This window comes from Ruminiclostridium cellobioparum subsp. termitidis CT1112 (assembly GCF_000350485.1).
GTDB lineage: Bacteria > Bacillota > Clostridia > Acetivibrionales > DSM-1351 > Ruminiclostridium > Ruminiclostridium termitidis.
The window spans coordinates 1-25,103 of the sequence record NZ_AORV01000057.1 but is presented as its reverse complement, the minus strand read 5'-3'; the positions used below and the strand labels follow the sequence as shown (position 1 = coordinate 25,103).

25 protein-coding genes are annotated in these 25,103 nt (G+C 42.0%); 19 read left to right on the top strand and 6 right to left on the bottom strand.

Annotated elements, in window-relative coordinates:
- The 3 genes from CTER_RS19940 to CTER_RS19935 all read left to right on the top strand — a co-directional run.
- A partial coding sequence (locus CTER_RS19940) for a methyl-accepting chemotaxis protein (RefSeq protein ID WP_004628706.1) occupies positions 1–599 on the top strand: 599 nt, incomplete at its 5' end.
- Positions 600–860: 261 nt separating this feature from the next.
- Positions 861–1,199 (top strand): hypothetical protein, encoded by a 339-nt coding sequence (locus CTER_RS27185; RefSeq protein WP_051066651.1) that lies wholly within the window; start codon positions 861–863, stop codon positions 1,197–1,199.
- A 58-nt stretch (positions 1,200–1,257) separates the two neighbouring features.
- Positions 1,258–2,259 (top strand): methyl-accepting chemotaxis protein, encoded by a 1,002-nt coding sequence (locus tag CTER_RS19935; RefSeq protein ID WP_004628666.1) that lies wholly within the window; start codon positions 1,258–1,260, stop codon positions 2,257–2,259.
- Here CTER_RS19935 and CTER_RS19930 read toward each other — a convergent pair.
- Positions 2,252–3,253, bottom strand: a complete 1,002-nt coding sequence (locus tag CTER_RS19930) for an N-acetylglucosamine kinase (RefSeq protein WP_004628664.1) — start codon at positions 3,251–3,253, stop codon at positions 2,252–2,254. The genes CTER_RS19935 and CTER_RS19930 overlap by 8 nt on opposite strands.
- A 171-nt stretch (positions 3,254–3,424) precedes the next feature.
- Positions 3,425–4,714 (bottom strand): 6-phospho-beta-glucosidase, encoded by a 1,290-nt coding sequence (locus CTER_RS19925; protein ID WP_004628677.1) that lies wholly within the window; start codon positions 4,712–4,714, stop codon positions 3,425–3,427.
- A 241-nt stretch (positions 4,715–4,955) separates the two neighbouring features.
- Between CTER_RS19925 and CTER_RS19920 the strand changes: the two genes are divergently transcribed.
- The 13 genes from CTER_RS19920 (at position 4,956) to CTER_RS19865 (ending at position 18,410) form a co-directional block, all read left to right on the top strand.
- Positions 4,956–5,819 (top strand): MurR/RpiR family transcriptional regulator, encoded by an 864-nt coding sequence (locus CTER_RS19920; protein ID WP_004628708.1) that lies wholly within the window; start codon positions 4,956–4,958, stop codon positions 5,817–5,819.
- 197 nt (positions 5,820–6,016) lie between these two features.
- Positions 6,017–6,931, top strand: coding sequence for an N-acetylmuramic acid 6-phosphate etherase (gene murQ / locus CTER_RS19915; protein ID WP_004628682.1), 915 nt, complete (start codon positions 6,017–6,019; stop codon positions 6,929–6,931).
- A 63-nt stretch (positions 6,932–6,994) separates the two neighbouring features.
- Entirely contained in the window at positions 6,995–8,443 is a 1,449-nt protein-coding gene (locus tag CTER_RS19910) for an ABC transporter substrate-binding protein (protein WP_004628687.1), read from the top strand.
- Positions 8,444–8,558: 115 nt separating this feature from the next.
- Positions 8,559–9,467 (top strand): carbohydrate ABC transporter permease, encoded by a 909-nt coding sequence (locus CTER_RS19905; protein WP_004628697.1) that lies wholly within the window; start codon positions 8,559–8,561, stop codon positions 9,465–9,467.
- A 54-nt stretch (positions 9,468–9,521) separates the two neighbouring features.
- Complete coding sequence (locus tag CTER_RS19900) at positions 9,522–10,382, top strand: carbohydrate ABC transporter permease (protein ID WP_004628662.1); 861 nt, start codon at positions 9,522–9,524, stop codon at positions 10,380–10,382.
- 133 nt (positions 10,383–10,515) lie between these two features.
- Positions 10,516–11,706, top strand: a complete 1,191-nt coding sequence (anmK, locus tag CTER_RS19895; protein WP_004628704.1) for an anhydro-N-acetylmuramic acid kinase AnmK — start codon at positions 10,516–10,518, stop codon at positions 11,704–11,706.
- A 91-nt stretch (positions 11,707–11,797) separates the two neighbouring features.
- Positions 11,798–12,772 (top strand): GNAT family N-acetyltransferase, encoded by a 975-nt coding sequence (locus CTER_RS19890; protein WP_004628671.1) that lies wholly within the window; start codon positions 11,798–11,800, stop codon positions 12,770–12,772.
- Positions 12,769–13,470, top strand: coding sequence for a PIG-L deacetylase family protein (locus CTER_RS19885; RefSeq protein ID WP_004628680.1), 702 nt, complete (start codon positions 12,769–12,771; stop codon positions 13,468–13,470). The genes CTER_RS19890 and CTER_RS19885 overlap by 4 nt, the downstream gene beginning before the upstream one ends.
- A 54-nt stretch (positions 13,471–13,524) precedes the next feature.
- Entirely contained in the window at positions 13,525–14,673 is a 1,149-nt protein-coding gene (locus CTER_RS19880; RefSeq protein WP_004628689.1) for an exo-beta-N-acetylmuramidase NamZ family protein, read from the top strand.
- 2 nt (positions 14,674–14,675) lie between these two features.
- The gene (locus CTER_RS19875) at positions 14,676–16,238 is read left to right on the top strand and encodes a glycoside hydrolase family 3 protein (RefSeq protein ID WP_004628673.1); all 1,563 of its coding nucleotides are present in this window, start codon (positions 14,676–14,678) and stop codon (positions 16,236–16,238) included.
- An 11-nt stretch (positions 16,239–16,249) separates the two neighbouring features.
- Entirely contained in the window at positions 16,250–17,167 is a 918-nt protein-coding gene (locus CTER_RS19870) for an N-acetylglucosamine kinase (RefSeq protein ID WP_004628702.1), read from the top strand.
- A gap of 332 nt (positions 17,168–17,499) precedes the next feature.
- Entirely contained in the window at positions 17,500–17,847 is a 348-nt protein-coding gene (locus CTER_RS28920; protein WP_004628710.1) for a hypothetical protein, read from the top strand.
- Positions 17,844–18,410 (top strand): N-acetylmuramoyl-L-alanine amidase, encoded by a 567-nt coding sequence (locus tag CTER_RS19865; RefSeq protein WP_004628675.1) that lies wholly within the window; start codon positions 17,844–17,846, stop codon positions 18,408–18,410. Before CTER_RS28920 ends, CTER_RS19865 begins: the two co-directional genes overlap by 4 nt.
- A gap of 16 nt (positions 18,411–18,426) precedes the next feature.
- On the opposite strand, the gene CTER_RS19860 is transcribed toward CTER_RS19865, so the two are convergent.
- The gene (locus CTER_RS19860) at positions 18,427–19,056 is read right to left on the bottom strand and encodes a hypothetical protein (protein WP_004628700.1); all 630 of its coding nucleotides are present in this window, start codon (positions 19,054–19,056) and stop codon (positions 18,427–18,429) included.
- A gap of 200 nt (positions 19,057–19,256) precedes the next feature.
- Between CTER_RS19860 and CTER_RS19855 the strand changes: the two genes are divergently transcribed.
- Positions 19,257–20,117: a hypothetical protein gene (locus CTER_RS19855; RefSeq protein ID WP_004628669.1), complete on the top strand. Its 861-nt coding sequence runs from the start codon at positions 19,257–19,259 to the stop codon at positions 20,115–20,117.
- Positions 20,118–20,218: 101 nt separating this feature from the next.
- Entirely contained in the window at positions 20,219–21,517 is a 1,299-nt protein-coding gene (locus CTER_RS19850; RefSeq protein WP_004628668.1) for a hexokinase family protein, read from the top strand.
- Positions 21,518–21,670: 153 nt separating this feature from the next.
- Here CTER_RS19850 and CTER_RS19845 read toward each other — a convergent pair whose 3' ends face one another.
- Complete coding sequence (locus CTER_RS19845; protein ID WP_004628699.1) at positions 21,671–22,069, bottom strand: MerR family transcriptional regulator; 399 nt, start codon at positions 22,067–22,069, stop codon at positions 21,671–21,673.
- Between the two features lie 184 nt (positions 22,070–22,253).
- Between CTER_RS19845 and CTER_RS19840 the strand changes: the two genes are divergently transcribed.
- On the top strand, positions 22,254–23,168 hold the full coding sequence (locus CTER_RS19840; protein ID WP_004628694.1) for an aldo/keto reductase: 915 nt from the start codon (positions 22,254–22,256) through the stop codon (positions 23,166–23,168).
- A gap of 121 nt (positions 23,169–23,289) precedes the next feature.
- On the opposite strand, the gene CTER_RS19835 is transcribed toward CTER_RS19840, so the two are convergent.
- Both CTER_RS19835 and CTER_RS19830 read right to left on the bottom strand, forming a co-directional pair.
- Positions 23,290–24,378, bottom strand: a complete 1,089-nt coding sequence (locus CTER_RS19835) for a glycosyltransferase (RefSeq protein WP_004628661.1) — start codon at positions 24,376–24,378, stop codon at positions 23,290–23,292.
- Between the two features lie 190 nt (positions 24,379–24,568).
- A partial coding sequence (locus CTER_RS19830) for a BclA C-terminal domain-containing protein (RefSeq protein ID WP_004628692.1) occupies positions 24,569–25,103 on the bottom strand: 535 nt, incomplete at its 5' end.

Sequence of the window (25,103 nt, the reverse complement as noted above, 5' to 3'; positions counted from 1 at the left end):
CACACAATATAAACGACCTGAGCAGCAGCATGAAAGAAATACAGAAGATACTCAAGATTATGATAGGTATCTCGGAGCAGACAAATCTTCTTTCGCTTAATGCATCTATTGAAGCCGCCCGTGCCGGTGAAGCCGGAAAAGGTTTTGCAGTGGTTGCGAATGAGGTTAAGAAGCTTGCCGAACAATCAAAGGAATTTACCAGCAATATCAACAGCATAGTGGCTGAAATCGGTAAAAAGACCAATGATACCGTTCAGGAGGTTATGAATTCAAATGCTGTGGTCAGTGAACAGATACTGGCGGTGAATGGTACCGAAGAGATGTTTAAAACAGTATTCTCAGCCATGCAGGATGTAATAACAAATATTGAGAGAACAGAAAAATCCGTTGGTAACATAATGAAATCAAAGGAAAAAGTTCTGGAATCCATGGAAAACATATCTGCTGTTGCAGAGGAATCGGCAGCTACAACCCAGGAGATTTCCGCAAGTACCGAACAGCAGATGGCTTCGGCAGAAGAGCTTGCAAAGAATGCCCAGGAGTTGAATGAAGTTTCCGCAGCCCTGAACAAAGAGCTGGACAAGTTTAAAACAGAGTGATGAAAAAATGTATCAACTAAATAGTGGTTTTCCAAATAGAAAGAAAGATCTGACTTGAGCAGATCTTTCTTTTTGTCAATATTCACTATTTCTTCACAATTCCGCCACAATTTAAACAACAGCCGTTAACAAACTCCCTATATAATGTCAATAAAATAAACTAATGAATGCATAAATAATAAAACCGTTCCTGAGCGGAAAATAACAGCTCAAGAGATGGAAGGAAGCTATTATTTATTTATTCCAAAGGGAGAGATGCGTATGAAGAAAATGGGAATAGCAACTAAAATTGTAACTCTATCAGTAATCAACTCTTTAATAGTGGCAGTAGTGAATGTGGCTGCATCTGTGATTTCAAGAATGGGAACCGGGGTACCCGGCACTTCGTCTGCTGATTTTGCAGGCTCGCAGGCTGCTTCTTCTGTAGCAGATCCTGCCCGCATTCAGGGTGAATTTTCATTTCTGCCTCCCACTCAGGTTCTGGCAGGTCTGCTTATATCAATGATAATAGGAATAGTGATGGCATACATAGTCGGAAAAATAATTTCAAAACCAATTATCACCGTAACCGGTATTACTAAAAAAACTAGCGGAATTTGATCTGGTTGAGGATATATCTCTGGAAGGAACGTTTAAATCCGGGGATGAAAGCAGAGAAATGGCTGAAGCCCTGTTGGCTGTCAGAACGGCATTAAAAGGGATGGCCGTTAAGGTTCAAAACATATCTAAAAAGCTGGCATCTCATTCCCAAAATCTCAGCAAGACAACGGGAGAGAGTGTTAGCAGCCTGACTCAGGTGGTTTCCACCATAACGGAAGTTGCCGGAGGAAACAGCAGCCAGGCACATAACATAAATAACATTAACTTTACCCTTTCCGAGGTGGCAGGTGTTATTGAAAATATAACAGATGGGGCTGCAAATGGAGCTGCAAGGGCGGTTGAATCACTGGAGACAATCAAGGAGGGACAGCAGGCAGTGGATGTGCAGACTGAAAAAATGAAGGAAAATATTCAGGTTACATATGAAACCAGCAGATCTGTCAATGAACTAAGTGAAATGATATCGCAGGTATCCAGTACTATAAAGATCATAACCTCTATAGCGGATCAGACAAATCTTCTGGCGCTTAATGCGGCAATTGAGGCAGCCAGAGCCGGTGAGGCAGGGAAAGGATTTTCAGTAGTATCCGATGAGATTAGAAAACTGGCGGAGGAATCTGCAAAAGCGGCAAAAATAATTATTGACCTGACCAATCAGACCAGTGAGAAAACCGGCCAAGTGGTGGAAAACATCAATACGGCAAATATTCTCATGGATGAGCAGCAGGAGGCTCTGGCTGTCACACAGGCCGCTTTTGAAAAAATTAAAAGCTCATTCGGTCATATTGTAAGCGGATTTCAAAACACTGCTGATGAGATAGAGCATGTTAACAGAAAATCAAAGACAATATCCGGACAAACTCAGGATATGGCAGCTACGGCCCAGCAGACAGCCGCCAGCATGGAAGAGATATCGGCTGCCGGCCAGGAGCAGCTCGCAGCTGTTGAAATAATTGCCCAATCCTCCAAGGAATTGTCTGAGCTGGCAGAAGAACTAAACAGGGAAATGGGGATTTTCAAGGTAAACAGGAATAATCCGGAGGTAAACAAGCTTATTTAATCGTATCTTCCACGGAAGCAATAACTTTACTCTTGGTTCCAATGTCGGCAAATGAATTGTTTACAAGCTCAAGTGCCCACAGAACAGCACCTGTAGCCGGAGGTACCGTTAGAATATTATACTTGCAGTTTTTATCGGTGAATTCCGAGACATACTTTTTAAATTTATCAAACAGCAAGGGGGTTTCAGCTTTTACCCATACCGAGCCGGCCAGAACAATCTCCACCGTATCCCCAAAAGAAAGATTGTTTATGCAGCCCGAAGCCGATTTTGCCAGCTGCAAGGCAGAGTTCTCCACAGCTGAAACGGCTGAGGGATCACCTGCGTCGGCATGCCGGAACAACAGCTGTACCAATTCCTTTACGGGAAGCTGGCCAGTTGCTGTCAGCTGGCTGATTCTCTGTATATAATAAAATTTATCGGATATTTCAAGCAGCTCCATAACAGGCTTTGAAAGTGAGGTGGCTGGACTCATTCTGTACAGGCTGTCATAAACAGTTCTGACGGCCTTTCTGGCAAGAAAGAAACCTCCTGCCTCATCTCCGCATATTTCACTGCCTATACCGCCAACCTGAAGCCTGCCGCCCTGCGGATCGATCCCTCCCGCAACGGAACCTGAGCCGTTTATGGAGCAGACACCATAACCCATGCTTGTGCCTGCCTTTATTCCCAGGAAGGAGTCGTTGTCCACCTCGAAGTTCTTAAAACCTATTCTTGTTATGATGTCGGACAGATTCTGCTTTTGTATGGGAACATCGGCACCGGCCAGGCCAAAGGCGCCGGCAGCAATATTTTCCATGGAGATTGCATTACGCGCCAGCAATTGATTTATTTTTTCGTTCATGATCCTGAATGAGCTTTGGTAAGCATCCGGGAAGCGCTCATGACTGCATGTGCCGTCTCTTAAATGATCTACAAAGTTTCCCTCGATATCAAAAAGGAAATAGTCAGTTTTGCTGTTTCCTCCGTCGACACCAATTACATATTTATTCATAATACAACCACCAATCCTGGATTTTATAATTATTTTATTAATTTAACCTACTGTGCCAGTTAATATCAGTTTTGCAGTTGAATGGACTACGCTGATTATATCGGTACGCGAGTACAACTTCAAGCAATGATGAGCACAACGCGTTATTTACGAAATAAATACAAAACTTTTCTATAGAGCATTGAAAAATTGCGGCAAATATGCTTTGTGTGCTTCTTTAAGTTCATCAAAACATGCCTTTGCAAGGTGGTAGTCACCTACCAGAGGATTCATAAGCAGCGCGCGCATGGCTGCATCTTCGTCCCCATTTATGGCTGCTATCACCGTATTCCGCTCATAGGACTTAACCATTCTCATATAATCAATGATATGAGAATTGCTGAAACCCGTGATTCTGACCGGCTTTGCTCCGTCTTTGCCAATAACTGCGTTGATCTCTATTGAGTCATTATCCTCCATAAAATCCAGAGCCCCGTTATTCAATACATTTACAACATGCTTTTCCTGTTTATCGTTATAAATTGCATCAACCAGGGATACCGCAACCTCGGAATAATTTGCTCCGCCTCTGGTAGAGAGCAGTTCCGGCTTGGTGTTGAGTTCCGAGTTGGAGTATATGCTTAAAAGCTCTTCTTCAATAGCTTCGCATTTTTCTCCGCGGGTCTGCTCAGCCTCCATAAGGAGCTTCAATTTCTTGTCCCTGTAATAATAGTATTCCATATAGGAGGACGGAATTGCTCCGATTGTCTGAATAAATTCCTTGCTGAAGCCGCTTGAGGGGATATTTTTCATTGTTTCACTGTTCAAACCCATATCAAGTGCAGTTTTAAGATAATCCCTGCCGCCGCTTTTTATTGAGGTTATCCAGCTGAGATGATTGAGTCCTACATATTCAATATCAGCCGTTTTCAGCTCCAGGGTTTCTTTAACACTTTTAAACATATTGAAGGGCACATTGCAGAGACCCATCATTTTAACTTTTGTATTTGTAAGAATTGCCTGTGATATGATACCTGACGGATTGGAAAAGTTTATAAGCCAGGCCTCGGGGCAGAGCTGCCGCATTTTTTCGGCTATGCCCAGCATTACGGGTATTGTCCGCAGGGCTTTGAAAAAGCCCCCTATACCACAGGTTTCCTGACCTATCAGATTATATTTTAAAGGAATCTTCTCATCCAGTACTCTTGCAGGAAGTTTGCCCACTCTTATCTGGCAGAGGACAAAATCTGCATTGATCAGGGCAGTATTCAGATCCTCCGTCAGTGTTATTTTGCAGTCAATCCCTGCTGCCGCTATCATCCGGCCGCAGAGGCCTCCGACAATATTCAGCTTTCTGGTGTCAATATCCATAAGTACCAATTCTCCTAAAGGAAGTTCGGCTTTCCGTTTTATCAAGCCTTCGATCAATTCTGGTGTATAGGTACTGCCTGAACCTATTATAGCAATTTTTAGTTTTCCCATATTAACCTCCTAAGCCATGTTATGGCTTTGAGCCGACTTAGCGGCCATAAAACTGTAATGAAAATTCTCTCCCTGACTCAGACCTTATTTAAGGACCGGGTATGCTCTTATTATAGAACTAATCCTTGAGGTTTTGCAATAAAAATTTCAAACAAAAATTTTATATTGAAATTTTATTACATACGTGATATTATTATAAATGTAACAGAGGAATTTAATACACAAGAAAGTTGGTGATTTTATGCCGCCAAACGACAATATTCTGCTGAAGCTCAGAGAGATCAAGGAAAGCCTTACTCCGGTAGAAAAACTAATTGCGGAATATATATTGGAAAACACTTATGAAATTCCCAGCCTGTCAATCAAGGAACTGGCAATTAGAAGCAAGACAAGTGATGCTTCGGTATTAAGATTCTGCAAAACAATAGGTTATAAAAGCTACAGAGAGTTTATTGTAAGCATATCAACTTCCCTTGGTTCAATGGATGAGGAGGAGACCGACCAGTACACCGATATCCAGCCTGGAGACGACCTGCAGACAATAATTAATAACATATCTCTCAATAACTGCAAGTCGATTGAGGACACTCTAAAGGTAATAAGCCGGTCTGAAATTGAAAAGGCAGTAGATTTACTGATAAAGACGCAGAAAATCGACTTTTATGGTATAGGTGCCTCGGGGCTGGTTTGCATGGATGCCCAGCAGAAATTCATGCGTATAAATAAAATGTGCCATGCATACACTGACAGCCACAGCCAGCTGACGGCAGCGACACTGCTTAAAAAGGGCGATGTGGCGGTTATTATTTCAAACTCCGGCAAAACCCTGGAAATACTGGATGCCCTGGAAGTGGCAAAAAAAATGGGAGCATCGGTAATAGCAATTACCCGGTACAGTAAGAGCTATCTTGCAGAGGGTGCCGATGTTGTACTGAACATATCAACACCTGAGGTGACCATCAGAAGCGGCGCCATGGGATCCAGGATAGCAATGCTCAATACCATTGATATTCTTTTTGCAGGTGTTGCAAGTGCGGAATACCAGAATGTAAGAAAATATCTCAGTAAAACACATAATATCATACTTAATAAACAAAGAAATTAAGTTTTTGACCCATCAAAAATGGGTCAAAAAACATACCTGCATGAAATAAAATGTCATAATATAATTTTAATAAAAAATAAAATTTTAAAAATATATTGACATAACATTGGGATACTATATAATAAAATTCATAGAATATATACAACATATACAACGAAATGAACAATAGCTTGAAACAAAGGCGTGGAGGGGTTATTTTGGAGAATTATTTTGCTGGACTGACGACAGAAGAAGTGAACTTGGAAACCATGGAAATAGATGAGTGCTCAACAGATCAAATGCTAAGGATCATTAATCAACAGGATATGTTAGTACCGGCAGCAGTTAAAAATGAGATTCCAAACATTTCGATAGCTGTAGATATCATCTATAATTCGCTTAAAGATGGTGGGAAATTATTTTATATCGGTGCCGGGACTTCCGGAAGACTGGGTGTTCTGGATGCTTCAGAATGTCCGCCCACCTTTGGGACTGACCCTGAAATGGTTCAGGGACACATAGCCGGAGGAGACATTGCCTTAAGAACAGCAGTGGAAGGATGTGAGGATGACTTTGACGGAGGTGCAAAGCTTGTAAGGGAATGCGGTATTACGGCGAAAGACGTTGTAGTAGGCATCACGGCCAGCGGAAGTGCGCCGTTTGTACTGGGAGCACTGGAAGAGGCCAGGATTTGCGGGGCTGCAACAATAGGTATTGTGAACAATTACAATACAAAGGTTGAAGAGAAATGTGATATTTGCATTGCAGTAGTTGTGGGGCCTGAGGTTATAACAGGTTCAACCAGGCTGAAATCAGGAACAGCCCAGAAGCTCGTACTTAACATGTTAACAACCACAGCGATGATAAAACTGGGCAAAGTATACGGTAACATGATGGTGGATTTGAAAGCAACAAATAAAAAACTTCTGGACAGGGCAAAACGCATTGTAAGTACTGTAACAGGCGTGACAGACGAGACTGCTGCCGGATATCTGGATATGGCCCAAATGAACGCAAAGCTGGCCATTATGATGATTGAAACAGGATTAAACCGTCGGGAAGCAGAGGAACTGCTGGAAAAAAACAATGGCAGGTTAAAAGAAGCAATTAGGGATGTGGCAAAAAAAGTCTAAAGTTTACCAACAGGCATGAAGTGCCAATGGTAAGTTAAATTAAAAAAATTTTGGAGGGATATTATGAAAAAATTCAGTCGTATCACAAGCTTAATGCTGGCATTAGTGATGATTGTGGGTCTGGCAGCAGCCTGCGGGAATTCCAATAATGCAGCAAACAGTTCAAGCGCAGCAAGTACGAACTCGGCTTCAGGCAATACGTCGGCAGAGACAGATACAGTTACAGCATTGCTTCCGCCTGTCTCGGCAACTTATCAGGACAACTTTAATAAGTTCAGCAAGGATTTCAATACCAAGTATCCAAATCTTACTCTGAAAATAGAACCTGCCAGCTGGGAAGATATGACTCAAAAGCTGGATGTCCAGGTTAATGCCGGCAGTCCTCCCGATATAGCTTTTATAGGTGCCGACGGAATATCCAAGTACGTTGATACCGGACTTCTGATGAATATAAAGGATATTGCGACAGCTGATATGATATCCGATTTTGATGAGAGCCCGTTAAATTATATGAAAAACGGAGATGGACTATACGGCTTCCCGGCATACATGGAAATACATGCTATCGGCGGTAACAAGCAGTACCTTGAGCAGGCAGGAATAGATTACAAATCTATTCAGCAGAACGGCTGGACTTTTGATCAGTTCAGGGATGCCATCAAAAAAGGTGTGGTAAAGGAAGGAAATGCAACCAAGCGCTACGGTTTTGTATTTGCCTGTGCAGGAGTAGCAGCAAAGGATTATCTTTCAATAATGGTGAAATCGGCCGGAATGCCTTCTTCTTTCACAAATGATCTGAAATATGCGTATACAAGCAAAAACTATCTTGAGCTGCTCAAGGATTTGAGAACTTTGATCGATGACGGTTCAATGCCAAAGGAATTAAGTTCGGTTGATGCAGGAAAGCGTTGGAACATGTTCCTGACAGGACAGACCATGATAACAGGAAAAGGTCTTGCAACCTTTGAAAATTCAGCTAACAAGAACAATGCCAAAATTGATGCAAAAGACGGAAGTGCCGTTAAAGACAGTATAAAAGTAGACTACATCGTACTGCCCATACCAAGCTTTGCAGGAGCACAGGCTGTTTCAACACCTGCTGTTGATGGCTATGTAACCTTCCGCGGAAAGAACGAACCTACAAAGGCTCATGTTGATAACGTTGTAAAAGCGGCATATTATATGGCTTCGGGCGAAGTGGCAGCAATGACTAACAATGACCTGTTTGTTGCACATATTACCAAGTCGGCCAATGAGGCAGCCAAGTCAATGAAAATTGACAGAAATCCTGACAACGAAACAGCTGTTCAAAACATGCTGAAGATTGCAGCACCGGCCCGTCCGGATATTCCAACCGACCTTGGAGCAAAAGCCATAAAAATCGAGGATGAAGTAATAATTCCAAAATTCCAGGCATTACTGGCAAATGAAATAACTCCCGAGGATATGTACAAAGCAGTAAAAGAAGCTGCTATTGCAGCCTTCGGCGAGGATGGTATAGTTAAAGACTAATAATATATCAAGTTTCTGTCCAGTATATTAGTAAGGTCGGCTTGAAAGACTTCATTAATATGCTGGATGGAAATTAAAACCGGAAGATAGATGTAACAAGGTTCGGGAGGGGCTTATGAATAATTGCAAAAATGAGGTTAAAAAGAGAAAATTTAAATTCAATGAAGATTACTTCTGGGGATACGTATTTATAGCAGTTGCATTGGCTGTTTTTGCCATGTTTACTCTTTATCCTGTCATAAGCGCATTTATAATAAGCTTTCAGGAATTTAAACCATTGGGTTCACAATGGATTGGCTTGGAAAACTATGCTGGTTTGCTGAAGGATAAGCTTTTCGGCAAATCAATTGTAAATACAGTAACATATACGGTTTTTTCAGTACCAGTCTCATTATTTATCTCCTTTATTATTGCAGTAATGATATATCCGCTTAAGAAATCTCTCCAGACTTTTTTTAAAGCCATATATTATTTACCGGCAGTAGCTTCCGGAGTTGCACTTTCAGTGGTCTGGCTGTGGATATTTGATCCCATGCCGCAGGGAATATTAAACACCATTATAGGGTGGCTCGGAATCAGTAACCAGAACTGGCTGGGATCAAGCAATACAGCAATGCTGTCACTCCTGTTGATGTCATGGCTGTCAAGCCATGGTACAAGTATAATAATATATCTGGCCGCTTTATTGGGTATTCCCGACAGCTTTTTTGAAAGTGCAGATCTGGACGGAGCAACTTTTATAAAGAAGCTAAGATATATAATTATCCCTCTTCTGAAGCCTACAACATTATTCCTTCTGGTAACGGGAATAATAGGTTCCTTCCAGGTGTTCATGAATGCTTACATGATGACGGGAGGCGGCCCCAACAATGCGACAACCATGGTGGGACTGCTCATATTCAACAACGCTTTCAAATATTCCAAATTCGGAATAGCCGCTGCACAGTCGCTTGTATTGGCAGCAATAATTGCAGTTATATCCATATTCCAGTTCAAGGTGCTGGGTGATGATGTTGAATACTAATGTTCTGTAACATATAGATTCATACATTGCCGGGTGAGAAGGAGGATTATTAACATGTCACTATATAAGAGTTACGGCGGTAACAAGAGGCACGAGATAATATATAAAGTCATATCCATCGCATTTCTCCTGCTATTTGCTGTGGCCACATTATTTCCAATATACTTTATGATTATCTCTTCGTTCGGGGATCCCATAGAAGCCGGAGCGGTAAATTATTCGTTGATTCCTACAAAATTTACACTGGATTCCTTCAAATTTTTCTTCAATTACAGTGAATATTCAGTGAGATGGCTGTTGAATTCGCTTCTGATCGCTTCGGTTGCCACAATATCAAATGTGGTATTTGCAGGCATGGCGGGATACGCCTTCTCAAAGATAAAGTTTCCGGGCAGGAAATGGCTTTTCTTCCTGCTGCTGATTGCGATGATGATTCCATATCAGGTTGTACAGGTACCGTTATATATTTTGATTGTTAATATTTTTAATCTTTCAAATACCTATGCATCACTTATGCTGCCTACCCTTTGCGGAGTATATAACATATTCCTCGCAAAGCAGTTTATGTCAACACTTCCTACTGAAGTAATAGAATGTGCAAAAATTGAAGGCTGCAACCAGTTCCAGATATTTACCAAAATCATTGTTCCCCTTTCAAAAACAGTACTTGCGGTAATGGCCATTATGACCTTTATGGAAAACTGGAATACATTTTTCTGGCCGTTCCTGGTAACCAAGACAATGGATATGCAGACCATCCAGGTTGGGTTAAAGAATTTCCGTTTTGCAAATACCACATATTTCTCACCTATGATGGCAGGAGCAACTATCTCCGCGATACCCATGTTCATACTGTTTTTCAGCTTGCAGAAATACTTCCTGCAGGGAGTGACGGTAGGTGCCGTAAAGGGATAAGGCATGTACTTTTAACAGAGCTTCCCATTTATTGAAGTTGTACTCGTGCACAATATCAGTATCCCCTTATTTATAATTTTCTCATTTTGAGACATCCATTTTACTATTATAAGGATAAAAAAGGACTGAGATCATGCTTGAACGAATAGCCGGAAAAACCGTAAGAAGGGCTGTAGGCCTTATGTCAGGGACTTCAGTCGATGGAATAGATGCCGCAGTCGTCGAAATAATGACTGTAAATGATGGAATAAAAATTAAATTATGCGCATTTGAAAATATTCCGTACAGCGGGAGTGTCCGTAAAAAAATAATGGAATTGTTTGATATTGATATATCTACGGTTGATAAGCTGGGTTATATGAATTTCCTGTTGGGAGAGCTGTTTGCCCAAGCGGCCCTCCAGGTGATAAAAAAGGCCGGCCTGGAGGCAAAGGACATAGATTTCATCGGTTCCCACGGGCAGACAGTCTATCACCAGCCCCAGGTTTCAAATGAAGATGGCTATGATATCAGATATACCGTCCAGATAGGGGAAGGTGCCGTTATATCAGCCAGAACAGGAATACCCTGTGTATCCGACTTCAGGGTCGCAGATATGGCGGCAGGGGGCCAGGGGGCGCCGCTGGTACCTTTTACTGAATACCTGCTTTACAGTGATAAGGAAAAAAACGTATTGCTCCAGAATATAGGAGGAATCGGAAATATAACAATAATTCCTGCTGGGAAAAATATATGGGAGATATCCGCTTTTGATACCGGCCCCGGAAATATGATAATAGATGGTCTTGTGCAAAGAACTTCAAAAGGAAAGCTGCTGTACGATCCGGGCGGAGAAATAGCCCGAAATGGAACAGTAAATGACAGTCTTCTGAAAAGACTTATAAACAATCCCTATTTTGATACGGTGCCGCCGAAATCCACCGGCAGAGAGCTGTTTGGCAAGGATTACACAGAAATGATTTATCAATATATGCTGGAGAATAATATATCAAATGAGGATGGCATAGCTACCGTCACCTATTTTACCGCATGGTCGATAGCTGATTCCTACAGAAGGTATATAAAGCCCGAGTGCAGTGCCGACTATATTGTCCTGGGCGGCGGAGGCAGTTACAACAATACACTTGTAAATTATATAAAAACCGAAATGTCGGCATATAATGTCCAGACCTATACCCAGGAACAGCTGGGATACAGCAGTGATGCCAAGGAAGCCATAGCTTTTGCCATACTTGCGGACTATACTGTTGCGGCTAAAACAAATAATATTCCGGGAGTTACAGGGGCTTCCAAAGCCGTGGTTATGGGAAAGATAAGCCTGTAATGCAAGCGGCTTTTATAGTATTGAAATTATATGATTTACTTGTTGGACAGAATATTAGTGACGCTGGGTGGCAGCAGAATGGAGGCTTACTATGATCGTTAAGTATGACAGTAAATATGATACTGAAATAATTGATTTATGGAACAGAGCTGCAGTTCGGGACGGTTATAAGGAACTGGATGCAGGCAGCTTTAAAGATATTTTCAGTGAAAACAGGTATTTTAAGCGGGATAATACTTTTGTTCTGGACATTGATGGTGTAAAAGGCTTTGCATGCGGATGTACCGGAGACGATCTTCCGCTGGGGGATAAGTCGGGATATATCACCTGCATCATATTGGACAGTGAATATGAAAATCAGGAAAATTTCAGGCTGCTCCTTGAACAGCTTGAGGCTTCCTTTCTGAGGCAAGGTAAAAAACAGGCGGAGGTGCTTTTCTTCAACCCCATGCTGCTGCCCTGGCATATTCCCGGTACACCCAGGCATGAGCACAACAATGCACCGGGAGCCTTTGCAGGCAGCTTTTTTCATAAGGGACTGCTGGAAAACGGGTATACCGAACGGACCCGGGAGTGCGCAATGTATCTGGATCTGTCAAAGTTCATCATACCCGAGAGCATTCTTGAAAAAGAAACAAAGGCTAAAGCAGCAGGTTATGAAGTGGCTCTTTTTGATAATTCCAAACATACAGGCATAGAAGAAATGCTTCAAGGCTTCGATAATATATTATGGCAGAAGGAAATTGCGGAATGCACCCGCCAGGGTATTCCAGTGGTGATAGCTGCCCGGGACGGCAAGGCCGTGGGTTTTGCAGGTCCTGTAATACGTCAGGAATCGGGCAGGGGATATTTTGCCGGAATAGGAGTCAATCCGGAACATGAAGGGCATGGTCTCGGCAGCATTTTGTTTTTCAAGCTGTGTGAGGCTTTTATTAAAATCAGGGCTGACTATATGTCGCTGTATACCGGAATTGAAAACCCTGCCATAAACATATACAAGAAGGCAGGCTTCAAAGAGGTCAGGGAATTTGCAGTAATGAGAAAAGAATGGAGGCAGGAATTATGAGCGATAATAAGATGACAATTCTAGCAATAGGCGGTCATGTGGGGGATATGGAACTCACAGCAGGCGGCGTTCTGGCAACCCATGCACTTAGGGGCGATCAGATAGTGACACTGGCACTTACCGCAGGTGAAAAGGGAGCCCCGGCTGATATGTCCCTGGCTGCTTACCGTGAACAAAAGGTGCGTGAAGCAGAGACTTTTGCGCAGATGCTCGGAGGGAGAGCCATTGTATTTGATTATCCCGATGGTGAACTGCCTGACAATGATACAGTTCGTTATCAGGTATGCGATGTAATCCGGGAAGTTAAACCTAATGTGATAATAACCCATTTCAAAAACAGCATGCATAAGGATCATATGGCGACTCACAGGATAGTTAACGACGCCCGTTTTTTTGCAGGAAATCCGTTTTTTGAACGTAAAAATCCTGCTTTTTTCGCATCGAGACTTTACTATGCCGAAAACTGGGAGGATGCCGTAGATTTCAAGCCTTATATTTATATGGATATCACCGAAGGGTTTGAATTATGGCAAAAGGCAGTGGCTACACACTGGTTTGTGACCGGCAGCAAATCTTTCCCGTACCTGGAATATTACACGCATTTGAGCAGAGTAAGAGGAATAGAGGCCAGAAAAGGCAGAGCCGAGTGTTTTGCCATAGCACCCGAAACCATGAAGGTTATAAAGGATTCGCTTTAATATTCCGGAGTCAATCCGGCCGGGTTTATATACCTGGTAAAAGTGGAGGTTAAAATGGTATTAAACGGTTTGGAACAAACAGACAAGTATGACAGGTTGTTTAAGGGTAAGAGAATAGGACTGATAACCTCACCTTCCGGTGTTGATAATAATTTTAATTCAACAATAAGTATATTTCACAAAAAATATAAGCTTGCCGCATTATTCTCACCGGAGCATGGTGTCCGCGGGGACATTGAAGCCGGAGCTCTTGTGGATACCTACCTGGATCCTTATACGGGTGTGCAGGTCTACAGTCTTTACAGAAAGGACTCCAAACGACTGACAAAGGAAATGCTGGACCTGGTGGACATTGTTGTGTATGACATACAGGATGTGGGAACAAGGTATTTTACTTTTATAAATACAATGCTGTATGCACTTGAAGACTGTGCAAACAGCGGCAGGGAATTTGCAGTTCTGGACAGGATCAATCCTCTGGATGGTGTGACCGTTGAAGGAAACGTATTGAAACCGGAGTTTAAATCCTTTGTAGGAGCATACCCGCTGTGTATGAGGTATGGGCTTACCATCGGAGAATTTGCAATGATGGCAAATGATCAAATGAATTTTAATTGTAAACTGCATGTGATACCCTGTGAGGGCTGGGACAGGAAAATGCTGTTTCCTGATACAAAGCGCAGGTGGGTAATGCCTACCATGGGAATTCCCCGTTTCGATACGGCACTTTTGTATCCCGGAACCTGCTTGTTCGAAGGAACGAATATGTCGGAGGGAAGAGGTACCACCTGTCCCTTTGAAATAATAGGTGCGCCTTTTATTGACGGACAGAAACTGGCTGATGAAATGAATAGGAGAAAGCTTCCGGGAGTGTTGTTCAGGCCTGTACATTTTAAACCCACAACCTCCAAATTCAACGGTGAAAAATGTGAAGGTGTACAGATTCATATTACTGATTACAGCAGTGTATTGTCAGTGGATACGGGGATTGAACTGCTGTTCAGGATAAAAGACATGTACTCTGAAGAATTTGAATTTTTGCCGCCCTACAAAGGTAGCACAAGACAGTTTATCGATCTGCTTTCAGGAGATGATGTCATAAGAAATGAAAAAATGGACAGGGAACGGCTGCTGGACAGCTACCGGCAGGAAAGCGCCGGATTTGCCAGGACAAAAGCACAGTACCATTTGTATGGAGGTTAGCCATGATGGAAAAAATGACCCTTAGGGAAAAAATAGGGCAGATGATCATGGCAGGTTTTCCTGCTTCAAATATCAGCCCCGAGTATAAAAGGCTTGTCGAGGAATATAAAATAGGCAATACCATACTTTTTTCACATAACATTGAAACCTCGTCCCAGGTAAGAAAGCTTTGCAGTGAACTGGCAGAACTGATTGAAAACAATACCGGCTGCCAGCCGTTTATTGCCGTGGACCAGGAGGGCGGTATGGTAACCAGGCTCCCCCGGGATGCGACAATTTTTCCCGGGGCTATGGCAATAGCAGCAACAGGTGATCCCGTGAACGCATACAGAGCCGGACATGCTACAGGCAGAGAGCTTGGAGCCCTTGGTATAAATGTGAACATGGCGCCGGTTCTGGATATAAACTCCAATAGGAACAATCCCGTAATAGGCGTCAGAGCTTTTGGGGACAGTAAAGAACAGGTTTCCGGGTTTGGCATGGAAATGATGAAGGGCTTGATCGACGCACAGGTTCTTCCTATAATAAAGCACTTTCCCGGCCACGGTGATACGGCTGTGGATTCCCATATAGGCCTTCCCGTTATAGACAAATCATTGCCGGAACTTATGTCAAATGAAATAGTTCCGTTTCATAATGCCATAAATAATGGTGCAGAGGCTGTAATGACATCACACATACTATTTCCGCAAATAGAAAATAATAATAAACCGGCTACTATGTCTCAGAGGATAATAACAGGTTTGTTAAGGGAGCAGCTTGGCTTTGAAGGACTTGTATTTTCGGATTGCCTTGAAATGGATGCGGTCAAAAAGTATTACGGTACGGCAAAAGGTGCTCTGGAGGCGGTAAAGGCAGGAGTAAACATAGTATGCATATCCCATACTCCGGAACTTGTCGAACAAGCAGTCAAATTGATGGAAGAGGCAGTTCAAAACGGAGAATTACCGGTAGAGACAGTTGACAAATCGGTTAAAAAAATAATTGCTTTTAAAAGGAAATACCGGGCTGTCGGATATGGCGGAGATGACATAGCCATTGTTGGATGTCCCGGGCACAAAACCCTGGCGGCAGATATCCGTGAAAAAAGCATAACATCAGTTGGCGCTAAAGGCAGAGGCTTCCCCTCTGTTGACAGCAATACTCTGTTCATAGGGAGCTATGCCGGCAGATCCACATTGGCATCCAGCTCAGCCGATAAGAGCTTTAGTTTTCCTGAATATATGGCCCGGGAGTTTGGCGGGCAGTTCCTGCTGGCATCAGTGAATCCAACCGCGGAAGAAATTGCGGAAGTGCTTGAAAAAGCAGGGGAGTACAAAACTGTTGTTTACGGAACCTACAACGGTCATTTGAATCCCGGGCAGCTTGAGCTGGTCAACAGGCTGTGCGGGAATAATGAAAATGTGATTGCAGTGGCATTAAGAAATCCGTATGATCTGGGCAGCATTGACGCAAGAGCCTATAAACTGGCAGCATACGAATATACAACACAGGTTTTTGATATACTTTCTGAAATATTCAGAGGCAGTATAATACCGGCCGGCAAATTACCGGTAGATATATAGGAGGTGTTGAAGTGGGCGGATTTGTCATAGGGCTGGATGGCGGGGGAACAAAAACCGAAGTGGTTGTGTGTGACCTGCAGGGAAATGTCTTAAGCCAGTTCAAATCGGGCGCAATTAATATAAATGGCGAAACAGTGTCCAATGTTGAAAGCAACTTGAAATACATTTTTGAAAAAATATTCAGTGAAACAGGTCCGTCAAGTGAATGCGCATGTACCTGTGTCGGCGCGGCAGGTATTAGTAATGCCCTGGCACGGGAGACTTTGAAAGCTGCAATTGTCAGCAGTGGATATTCCGGAAGGCTCATTATATCGGGAGACCATCAGACAGCACTCCATGGGGCTCTCGGAAAAGATGTGGGAATAATCCTGATTGCAGGTACGGGATCAATCTGCTATGGCAGAAACAGGCATGGAATTGAGCACAGGACAGGCGGCTTCGGTTACCTGATCGATGATGAGGGCAGCGGTTATGCCATAGGCAGGGATATGCTGAGCGCGATAGTCAGGGCCTATGACGGAAGAGGAGAGGCTACCGTACTTACAGATATGGTATTTTCACAACTGAAAATCAATTCGGTTGAAGAGCTTATAAGCTATATATATGGTAAAGAAATCAATAAGAGGGATATTGCAAGGCTGGCGCCAAACCTTACCGGCGCATGTATAAATGGAGATAGTGCAGCCATGGCTATTTCCCATAAATGCAGTGATGAATTATTCAAGCTGGTAAAGTCTGTTGTTGAAAAGCTTGATTTGTATAGTGGAGAAATTGCACTCTCTGGAAGCATACTTACCAAAGACCGGTATATCGGAAATACGCTGACAGAAAAGGTATCGCAGGAATTCCCCGGCTTAAAATGCGTGTGTCCAAAAGCCGGCGCCGCCCACGGCGCCGCCATGATGGCTCTGGAGGCTGCCAAGCAATAAATCCTATGAATAAAATTTGTATTTTAGTAATTTGAGAAATTTCAGTTTTACTTTTTGTTGATTTGGTATAATATAAATAAATTTAATCGTTGTGCTAGTTAAATATCGATGAATTTTATAACTAACAGTTTTTGCCGATTATACAGGTACGCGAGTACAACTTCAAGTAAGCACTTTGTGTGCAATCTATGGCTTAAAGTTAGTATGGAAGTACCGGTATGATCAGAAACTGTTTTTACTGGCGAAATGATCGATCTACTAGCTGTTACAACGCGTTAAATCAACTTGATATACGACCAAATTATAAGTAAACAGGAGTTGGAATTTCATTTATGAAAAAAATCGTTGGTATCCTATTGTTAAGCATACTCTTGGCTTCCTTTACAGGTTGTTCATATGGAAATCCACAGACGCATACAGGACAGGCTGTCTCTGTGAGTACAAACATTGAAACAGTAGTTGTCGAAAGGAAAGCAGCAATGACGGATGAAAATAAAGCGGCTTCAAATACAATTGAAGAGATGGCTGTAAAAAATTCTTCGGACAGGGATAAGGGCGAGGCTAAAGCCAGGGAAACAAAACCGCTTGACGGCTTAACAGTCTGCATTGACCCGGGACACGGCGTACTGACAAAAAAAGTTAAAAAACCGAACCGCTTGCCCCCGGCTCCAAGGTTATGAAAGCGGCAACTGCAAGCGGAACAACTGGTGTGGTAACAAAGGTAACAGAGGAAAGTCTCAATCTGACTGTTTCACTAAAGCTGAAGAAGGCGCTGGCCGACAAGGGTGCCAATGTAATAATGGTCAGAGAAACCCACACCTGCAACATGACAAATGTAGAGAGAACAGATTTCTGGAACAAATCAGGCGCAGATCTGACAATAAGGATTCACGCAAACGGCTCCGAAAGCAAAAAGGCTTCGGGAGTACTTATGATGGTTCCGGGTGATAAATATATCAAGGACAAAGATATGCTTCTAAAAAGTGCGAAAGCCGGAGAGTATATAATGGAGGGTGTTCTGAAAAATACAAAGGCAAAATCGGCAGGAACTGTAAAGAGTACCGACCTCACCGGCTTCAACTGGTCTAAAATACCTGTTATGCTGCTGGAAATGGGCTTTATGACCAATCCCGAGGAAGACCGGCTGCTGAATTCCGATTCATATCAGAACAAAATAGTTACAGGAATAACCGAGGGTGTGGGAAAGTATAACACTTATATTAACTCTGGCAAGAAAAAATAGTTTTAAACCATAATATCTATTGTCCGGTTTTGTTTGTATCATTCTTCTGATCATCATTGCTGTCTGATAAACTGGTCAAGGACCGCATCAAGACCACTCTGGAAATTGCTTCGCCGTTATCCTGAGAATACCAGATTTGCAGGATATCACCCTCCTTGATATCTGAAACGTTCAGTGCTGACTGCACGTTTCCACTGTCATCGCTTTGTCTTCTCCCAGCTTCTGTTATTTTGATGTCACCAGGAATGGTGACAGTTTTTGTCTCACCTGTATATTCAACAGTCCTTTGAGGACGCTGACCTCTTTCCTGCGATGGATTTCCTGACGGATTAGCACTATTGCTTCCCTTCGGCCGGCTGGCTGAAGAGTTTGCAGCACTATTTTCAGGGGACCGTCTGCCTGAAAATGAATTGCTGTTATCTGACGGAGCTCTTCCGTTTCTGCCGAAGGCAGGCATTTTTATAAGCTTCAATGTAATTTTATTGTCTGAAACTGAACTTACCTCACCTGTAAGGTCGGCCACTTGTACCTGCATCCGGCCGCCCATACTGCTGTCAGCTGCGGCTGCCGGTGAATTATTGGAACCGCAGGCTGCAAGAGAGAATATAAATAAAGATATTAAGAGAATACTTATGCTCTTCTTCACAAATAAACACCTTCCTGTCTTGATATTGGATTATTTTTACTGCTACATCAATATAATACAATCCAAATAAGTAGATTCTGTGAAGAAAGTATTGTTAATTTATGAACTTATAATTAAATGTTTTACAAAAATTATATAATTTTGTACAATTATACTTGTGATATTTATAATGAAAGAATGCGGATTAAGAGGAGTAAATTATGATTTCATCGGATAGGGCTGTCACTGCAGAGCCCATTATTGATATCAAAATTTTAAAAGACAAGTTCCCGCAGTATTACCGGTGTCTGGGCCAGGATGAGCTCCAGCCCCATAAGATAGTGCTGTGCTCCAATCTGATCGCTAATAAGGATGAATTGCTTGAAAAGCTTATAATGATTTATAGCACAAAATTGGTAATCATCAAGATTATCAACGGCAGTATATCAAAAATGAATTTAGGTTTTGAGGATATAAACTATGTGGTAAACGAAGGCCAGCCTAATTCATATTGTATATCAATAGACTATAGGAATGGTTTAAAAGAGCGGATTTTTTTCGATTCCAACGTAAATGAGCTTGTTAACGGCTTACTGGTTGAATTGCGTAAAAAATTAATTGAAAACACTTTTATAACCGAAAAGCTGGATTATTCGGATATAGCTTTTTCAGATACCGAGGAAAACATATATACCGGCGCTTTGCTTGCAAAAAATGCAGTGATCGATAAGGCTTCGGTGCTGTGCAGCCTGAAACAGAAAAAAGTGTACCATCATCCTGGTTTACTGTTCAATAAGGTTATGACTCATGCTCATTTTACTATTGTCTGCAAACAGGAAATAATTATATTTATGGAAAATGACAACTCAAGGCCAAATCACAACATTACAGGAGATCTGATTCATATTCCTCTGAGAGCGTTGAAGAATATTGCTCTGGAAGCCACCGGAAAAGGTATGAAAATGAAATATGTTTTTAATACGGATAAAAAAATGGAAATATTTTATGAAAACGAAAGAACCGATCAACTCCTGAAGATTATGTCATATATAAATAGTATGATAGTCAGACAGATCGAATAAAATCTGCATTCTTGCTTGACCAAACGGCATATATAAAATAAAATCAGAATAATAGAATAATTATGATGCTAATTTTAAATCTATAATATAAGAGGTGCAATATGGGGTTCAATAACGATGTAGTAAATAATGTACTAAAAGAATTTGAAATCGACAAGGACAGCATGCTTCGAATTGCGGGACTGTTTAAGGAAACAATGGAAGCCGGTCTTAAAGGAGAAAAAACCTGTCTGAAAATGCTCCCTTCCTATATCGGAAAGCCCACAGGCAAAGAACATGGCGTATTTATGACTATGGATATGGGCGGGACAAATCTTAGATGTACAAAGTTCAGGATAAAAGACGGCAATTTTGAAAAGCTTGCTGAGATAAAAGAAAAGCTTATAAACAAGGAAAAAGACTTTGACCTCACAAAATCAAATACTGATGCAAGCCAGCTCTTTGGTTATATGGCCGAATGTATGGCGGGTATAACTGAACCTGGAGAGAGCATGTATCTTGGAAATACCTTTTCTTTTCCATGCAGGCAGGAAGGCATAAATGAAGCATATTTGATACATTGGACAAAAGAGATTACCACCTCGGGTGTAGAGGGTCAGAATATAAATAAACTTCTTGCTGATGCCCTGAAGGCAAAAAATATAAATATTGAGCCGGTCGCCATACTGAATGATACGGTGGGGACTTTGCTTGTTGCAATGTACAGTTATCAGGATGCAGATATCGGTTCAATCATGGGAACAGGGCATAACACCTGTTATCTGGAAAATAATCATCCCATCAATGGCGGAAAAATGATAGTGAATCTTGAGTCGGGTAACTATAATGTGGGGCTTCCTGTTACAAAATATGATGAGATTATAGACAAGAACAGTCAGATGCCAGGCTTACAGCTGCTGGAGAAAATGGTGTCGGGATACTACATGGGAAGTATTGTTAAGGAAGTCTGCAAGGATCTGTACAATCAAAAGCTGTTATTTGCAAATGATGATTCTGATACAAATACTTTTTTCAATCAGAATTTTAATGCGCTGATGGTGGAAAACTTTATACTCTATCCCTCACAGACCACGGAACATTACAATTGCACTATGGTCGACGCCGAGCTGATAAAGAGTATTTCAGAAGCTGTTTTAAAGAGAACAGTAAGACTTGTCGCCACTTCTCACCTTGGTATCCTGTTCCATCAGGAAAACGACGGAACCAGAGTTAAAAACAAGCATATTATAGCAATAGACGGAACCATATATGAAAAGATGCCAAAGGCGCCAAAATTGATGGAAGAAGCTTTTGCCGACGCTTTAGGGCAGGATGCTGAAAATATAGGAATCCGTTTGGTAAAAGACGGTTCCGGATTGGGTGCGGCTATAGCAGCAGCTGTTGCTACAACACAAAAATAGACAATGATATTTATTCCTTTTTTATCCTTAAATATGGTAAAATGGGGTGCCGCAAAGTATAATTTTCCACATATATTTCAATTGTGTTAGTTTTGCCACACCCCATTCTTTAATGTTGTTTTTAATACCATAAATTTAAGATGACTGACATGGCTAATTGGCGTGTACAGACTGGATATTCTGTTTTTTATATTCCTCCAGACAGCCGCCGTAATGTTTTATCTTGTGATTGATTTTATCCAGGTTTTTATTTAATTCTTCCATTTGTCTTAACACATGGTTTCTATGTTCCAGCAGCATTTTTACACGGCTTTCAAGAGTGTGATCACCTTCCAGCGCTCCCTGGATGAATTTTTTTATCTGTCTTATGGGCATACCGGTATTCTTCAGGCAGCAGATAAGTCCAAGCCATTCGATATCGTTATCGGTAAAAAGCCTGTTACCCGCACTGTCTCTGACAACAAAGGGAAGTAATCCTTCTTTATCATAATACCGGAGTGTATACGCTGTAAGGTTCATTTTTTCAGCTGCCTGTTTAATAGTGTATTCCAAAAAAATACCCCCTTTAACTTTTCTATTTCTAAATTACACTTATATTATACTTCAGGTCAAGAGATATTTAAAATTTATAAGAGTATTGACTTATAGTAAACTCTAAGGTATAGAATTCGAGTTATGGAGAACAATTTTAGTATTTACATGGATAAATTAGAAAATATAAGAAAGAGGTGTTTTGATGAAAAAAATTAGTATTGGCGGAGCTTTAAATGCATCTGAAATTTCTCTTGGCTGTATGAGGATAACAGAGCTTTCGAAAAAGGATGCGGCAGTGCTTATAAATACAGCCCTGGAAGAGGGAATAGATTTTTTCGACCACGCTGATATTTATGCAGGGGGAAAGTCTGAGGAAATGTTTGCAGAAGCTATTGATATGAGACCTGCAATCAGAGAAAAACTTATTATCCAGACAAAGTGCGGTATCAGGCAAGGGTATTTTGATTTTTCAAAAGAGCATATACTTGAAGCAGTTGACGGCAGCCTGAAACGCCTGAAAACCGATTATATTGACGTACTCCTCCTGCATCGCCCCGATACACTGGTTGAGCCTGAGGAAGTGGCAGAGGCGTTTTCCATCCTGCAATCCAGCGGAAAAGTCAGGAATTTTGGAGTAAGCAATCAAAATCCGATGCAGATTGATCTGTTGAAAAAACATGTGAGTCAGAAGCTGGTGGCAAATCAGCTCCAGTTTAGTATAATGCACACCGGTATGATTGATACAGGAATAAATGTCAATATGAATGTCCCCGGTTCCTTTGACAGAGATGGAAGTATACTGGATTACTGCCGGCTGCATGATATCACCATCCAACCCTGGTCACCTTTCCAGTATGGTTTTTTTGAGGGAGTGTTCTTAAATAATGACAAATTCCCCGAACTTAATAAGACCATTGATAAACTGGCAGAAGCCAAGGGCGTTACAAATACGGCTATTGCTATAGCATGGCTTTTAAGGCATCCTGCAAAAATGCAGCCTATTGTTGGTACAACAAGTGCTTCCAGACTGAAGGATATATGCAAGGCTTCGGGAGTTGAACTGACAAGGCCTGAATGGTATGAAATTTATAGAGCTGCCGGAAACAAGCTTCCGTAGAAATATGTGTAAAATGTTACAGAGCTTGTTTTATCAGGTTTTATTCAGTAAATAAAAGAGAGATACAGGAGAGCCGGTGCGCGGAAAAATTTCCAACACCGGCTCAATTTAATTTAAAAACTTATTGTTCGGCATCACTTTTTTGAAATAACCTTTCAAAAAGCCGCCGGTTGTTAATTACGCTGGGATCGGAGGGCCTGTATTTTGCGGCCTCTTCATTATGCTCGTGTGCCTTTTGAAAGTCACCAATTCTGTAATAGCAGACGCATAACTGTAAATGCGGATACCAGGTATAATAAGCCATATAGACAAAACTCCATCTATCAGGATCAGGGTACAGTTTTGTTGCCAGCTCATACCAGAAGATTGCTGTTTTATAATCTCTCCTGGTGTGAAAATTGTAGCCTATCCGGCTGCAGGCTTCACCTCTGGGAGGGGAGTAATTAAAGGATTGGAACAGGGAAGCAAGTTCTTTGGTTTTATCTCCTAATGAGCGATAACAGTCGCCTTTATAAATGCAGGCAAAGATTTTATCTTCTACCCAGCCGCCTTTCATTTCGAGGTTCTTGTCATAGTTGTCGATAGCTTCCTGGAAACGGCCGTTTTCCCTTAATTCATTGCCGTAATAAAAGTAATCCCTTGGAGAAAAAGTATCTCCCCTGGCAAGCTTGCTTTCGAATATTGAAACGGTACGGCCAACCGAATGGCGCAGCTTTTTATGGGTAACGGCAACATCAGAGTTGATGATTTTACCGTGGATATCCAGATAGTTATGGCAATCACCATACCAGCGGTAATTTTTTTCTCTTTTTACAAGGCGGTTATTCCGAAATCTCAGAGTTACATTTCCAAACTCATCAATTCCTGCATTATAATACATGGACACCGAATCAACGGAGGGGTCAAGGGTTTCCTTTAACTTTTTGAATTTTTCCCGGTCGTCTTCCAGGAGAACATCGTCTGCGTCGAGATATAATATGTAGTCTTTTGTGGCATATTTATAGGATTCATTTCTGGCTTCTGCGAAGCTGTTCGTCCAGGGGAAATCATAAATCCTGTCGGTGTATTGCTGTGCAATTTCTTTGGTTCTGTCAGTTGAACCTGTATCTACAATGTTGATTTCATCTACTATGTCCTTAACTGTATCCAAACAGCGGGCAAGAGTTTCTTCCTCATTTTTTACAATCATGCAAAGACTTATAGTTATCATATAGTACCCGGTTTATAAAGACCTTGAGTCTAATAAACGCTAAATCCTTTCATACGTTGCTATCTTAGTTTATTCTAATGGAAGGAAAATGTTGCTAGAAAGTTGTAGATATATGTATTCGTTCGGCCCGGGAGCTAAACAAGGGAAAAGCCCCCGCCCGCGATACAGGCAGGGGCTTTTAAAAGAGTAATCAATCCAGTAAAAGAATATCCATTTGGGCACTTACATTTGGTGCAAGAGTTAATGTGAGTGCAACTGCCGAATTGTTGCGCAATGTGATCTCATCTCCTGCGGTGAGGGACAGGATTGTATTGCCGCTCAGTTCACCGGTAGCAACCAAAGCTGATATTTGAGTAGCTGCATTAACGGTTCCGTTAACTGCAATTGCAATGGATGCTCCTATTCCGGCTGAAATGGAAAGATTATAAATTATTTCATAGCTACCTGTTGATGGAACCACTATTGATGTTGTTCCCGGGGTATGGGTTACTCCTACTAGCGGTCCGTTATTGCTAAACGGTACATCTGCTCCGCCAATTATTGTTGCGCCGGCAAGTGTAGCAAGATTATACACATTTGCATAAGCCGCTATTCCTGCTCCGGTGGCGCCTGCAATACCCGCAATACCTGCAACACCCGCAGGACCCGTCGGACCGGCAGGACCGGTAGCACCTGTTGCCCCCGTTGGGCCGGCAGGACCGGTAGCACCTGTTGCCCCCGTCGGA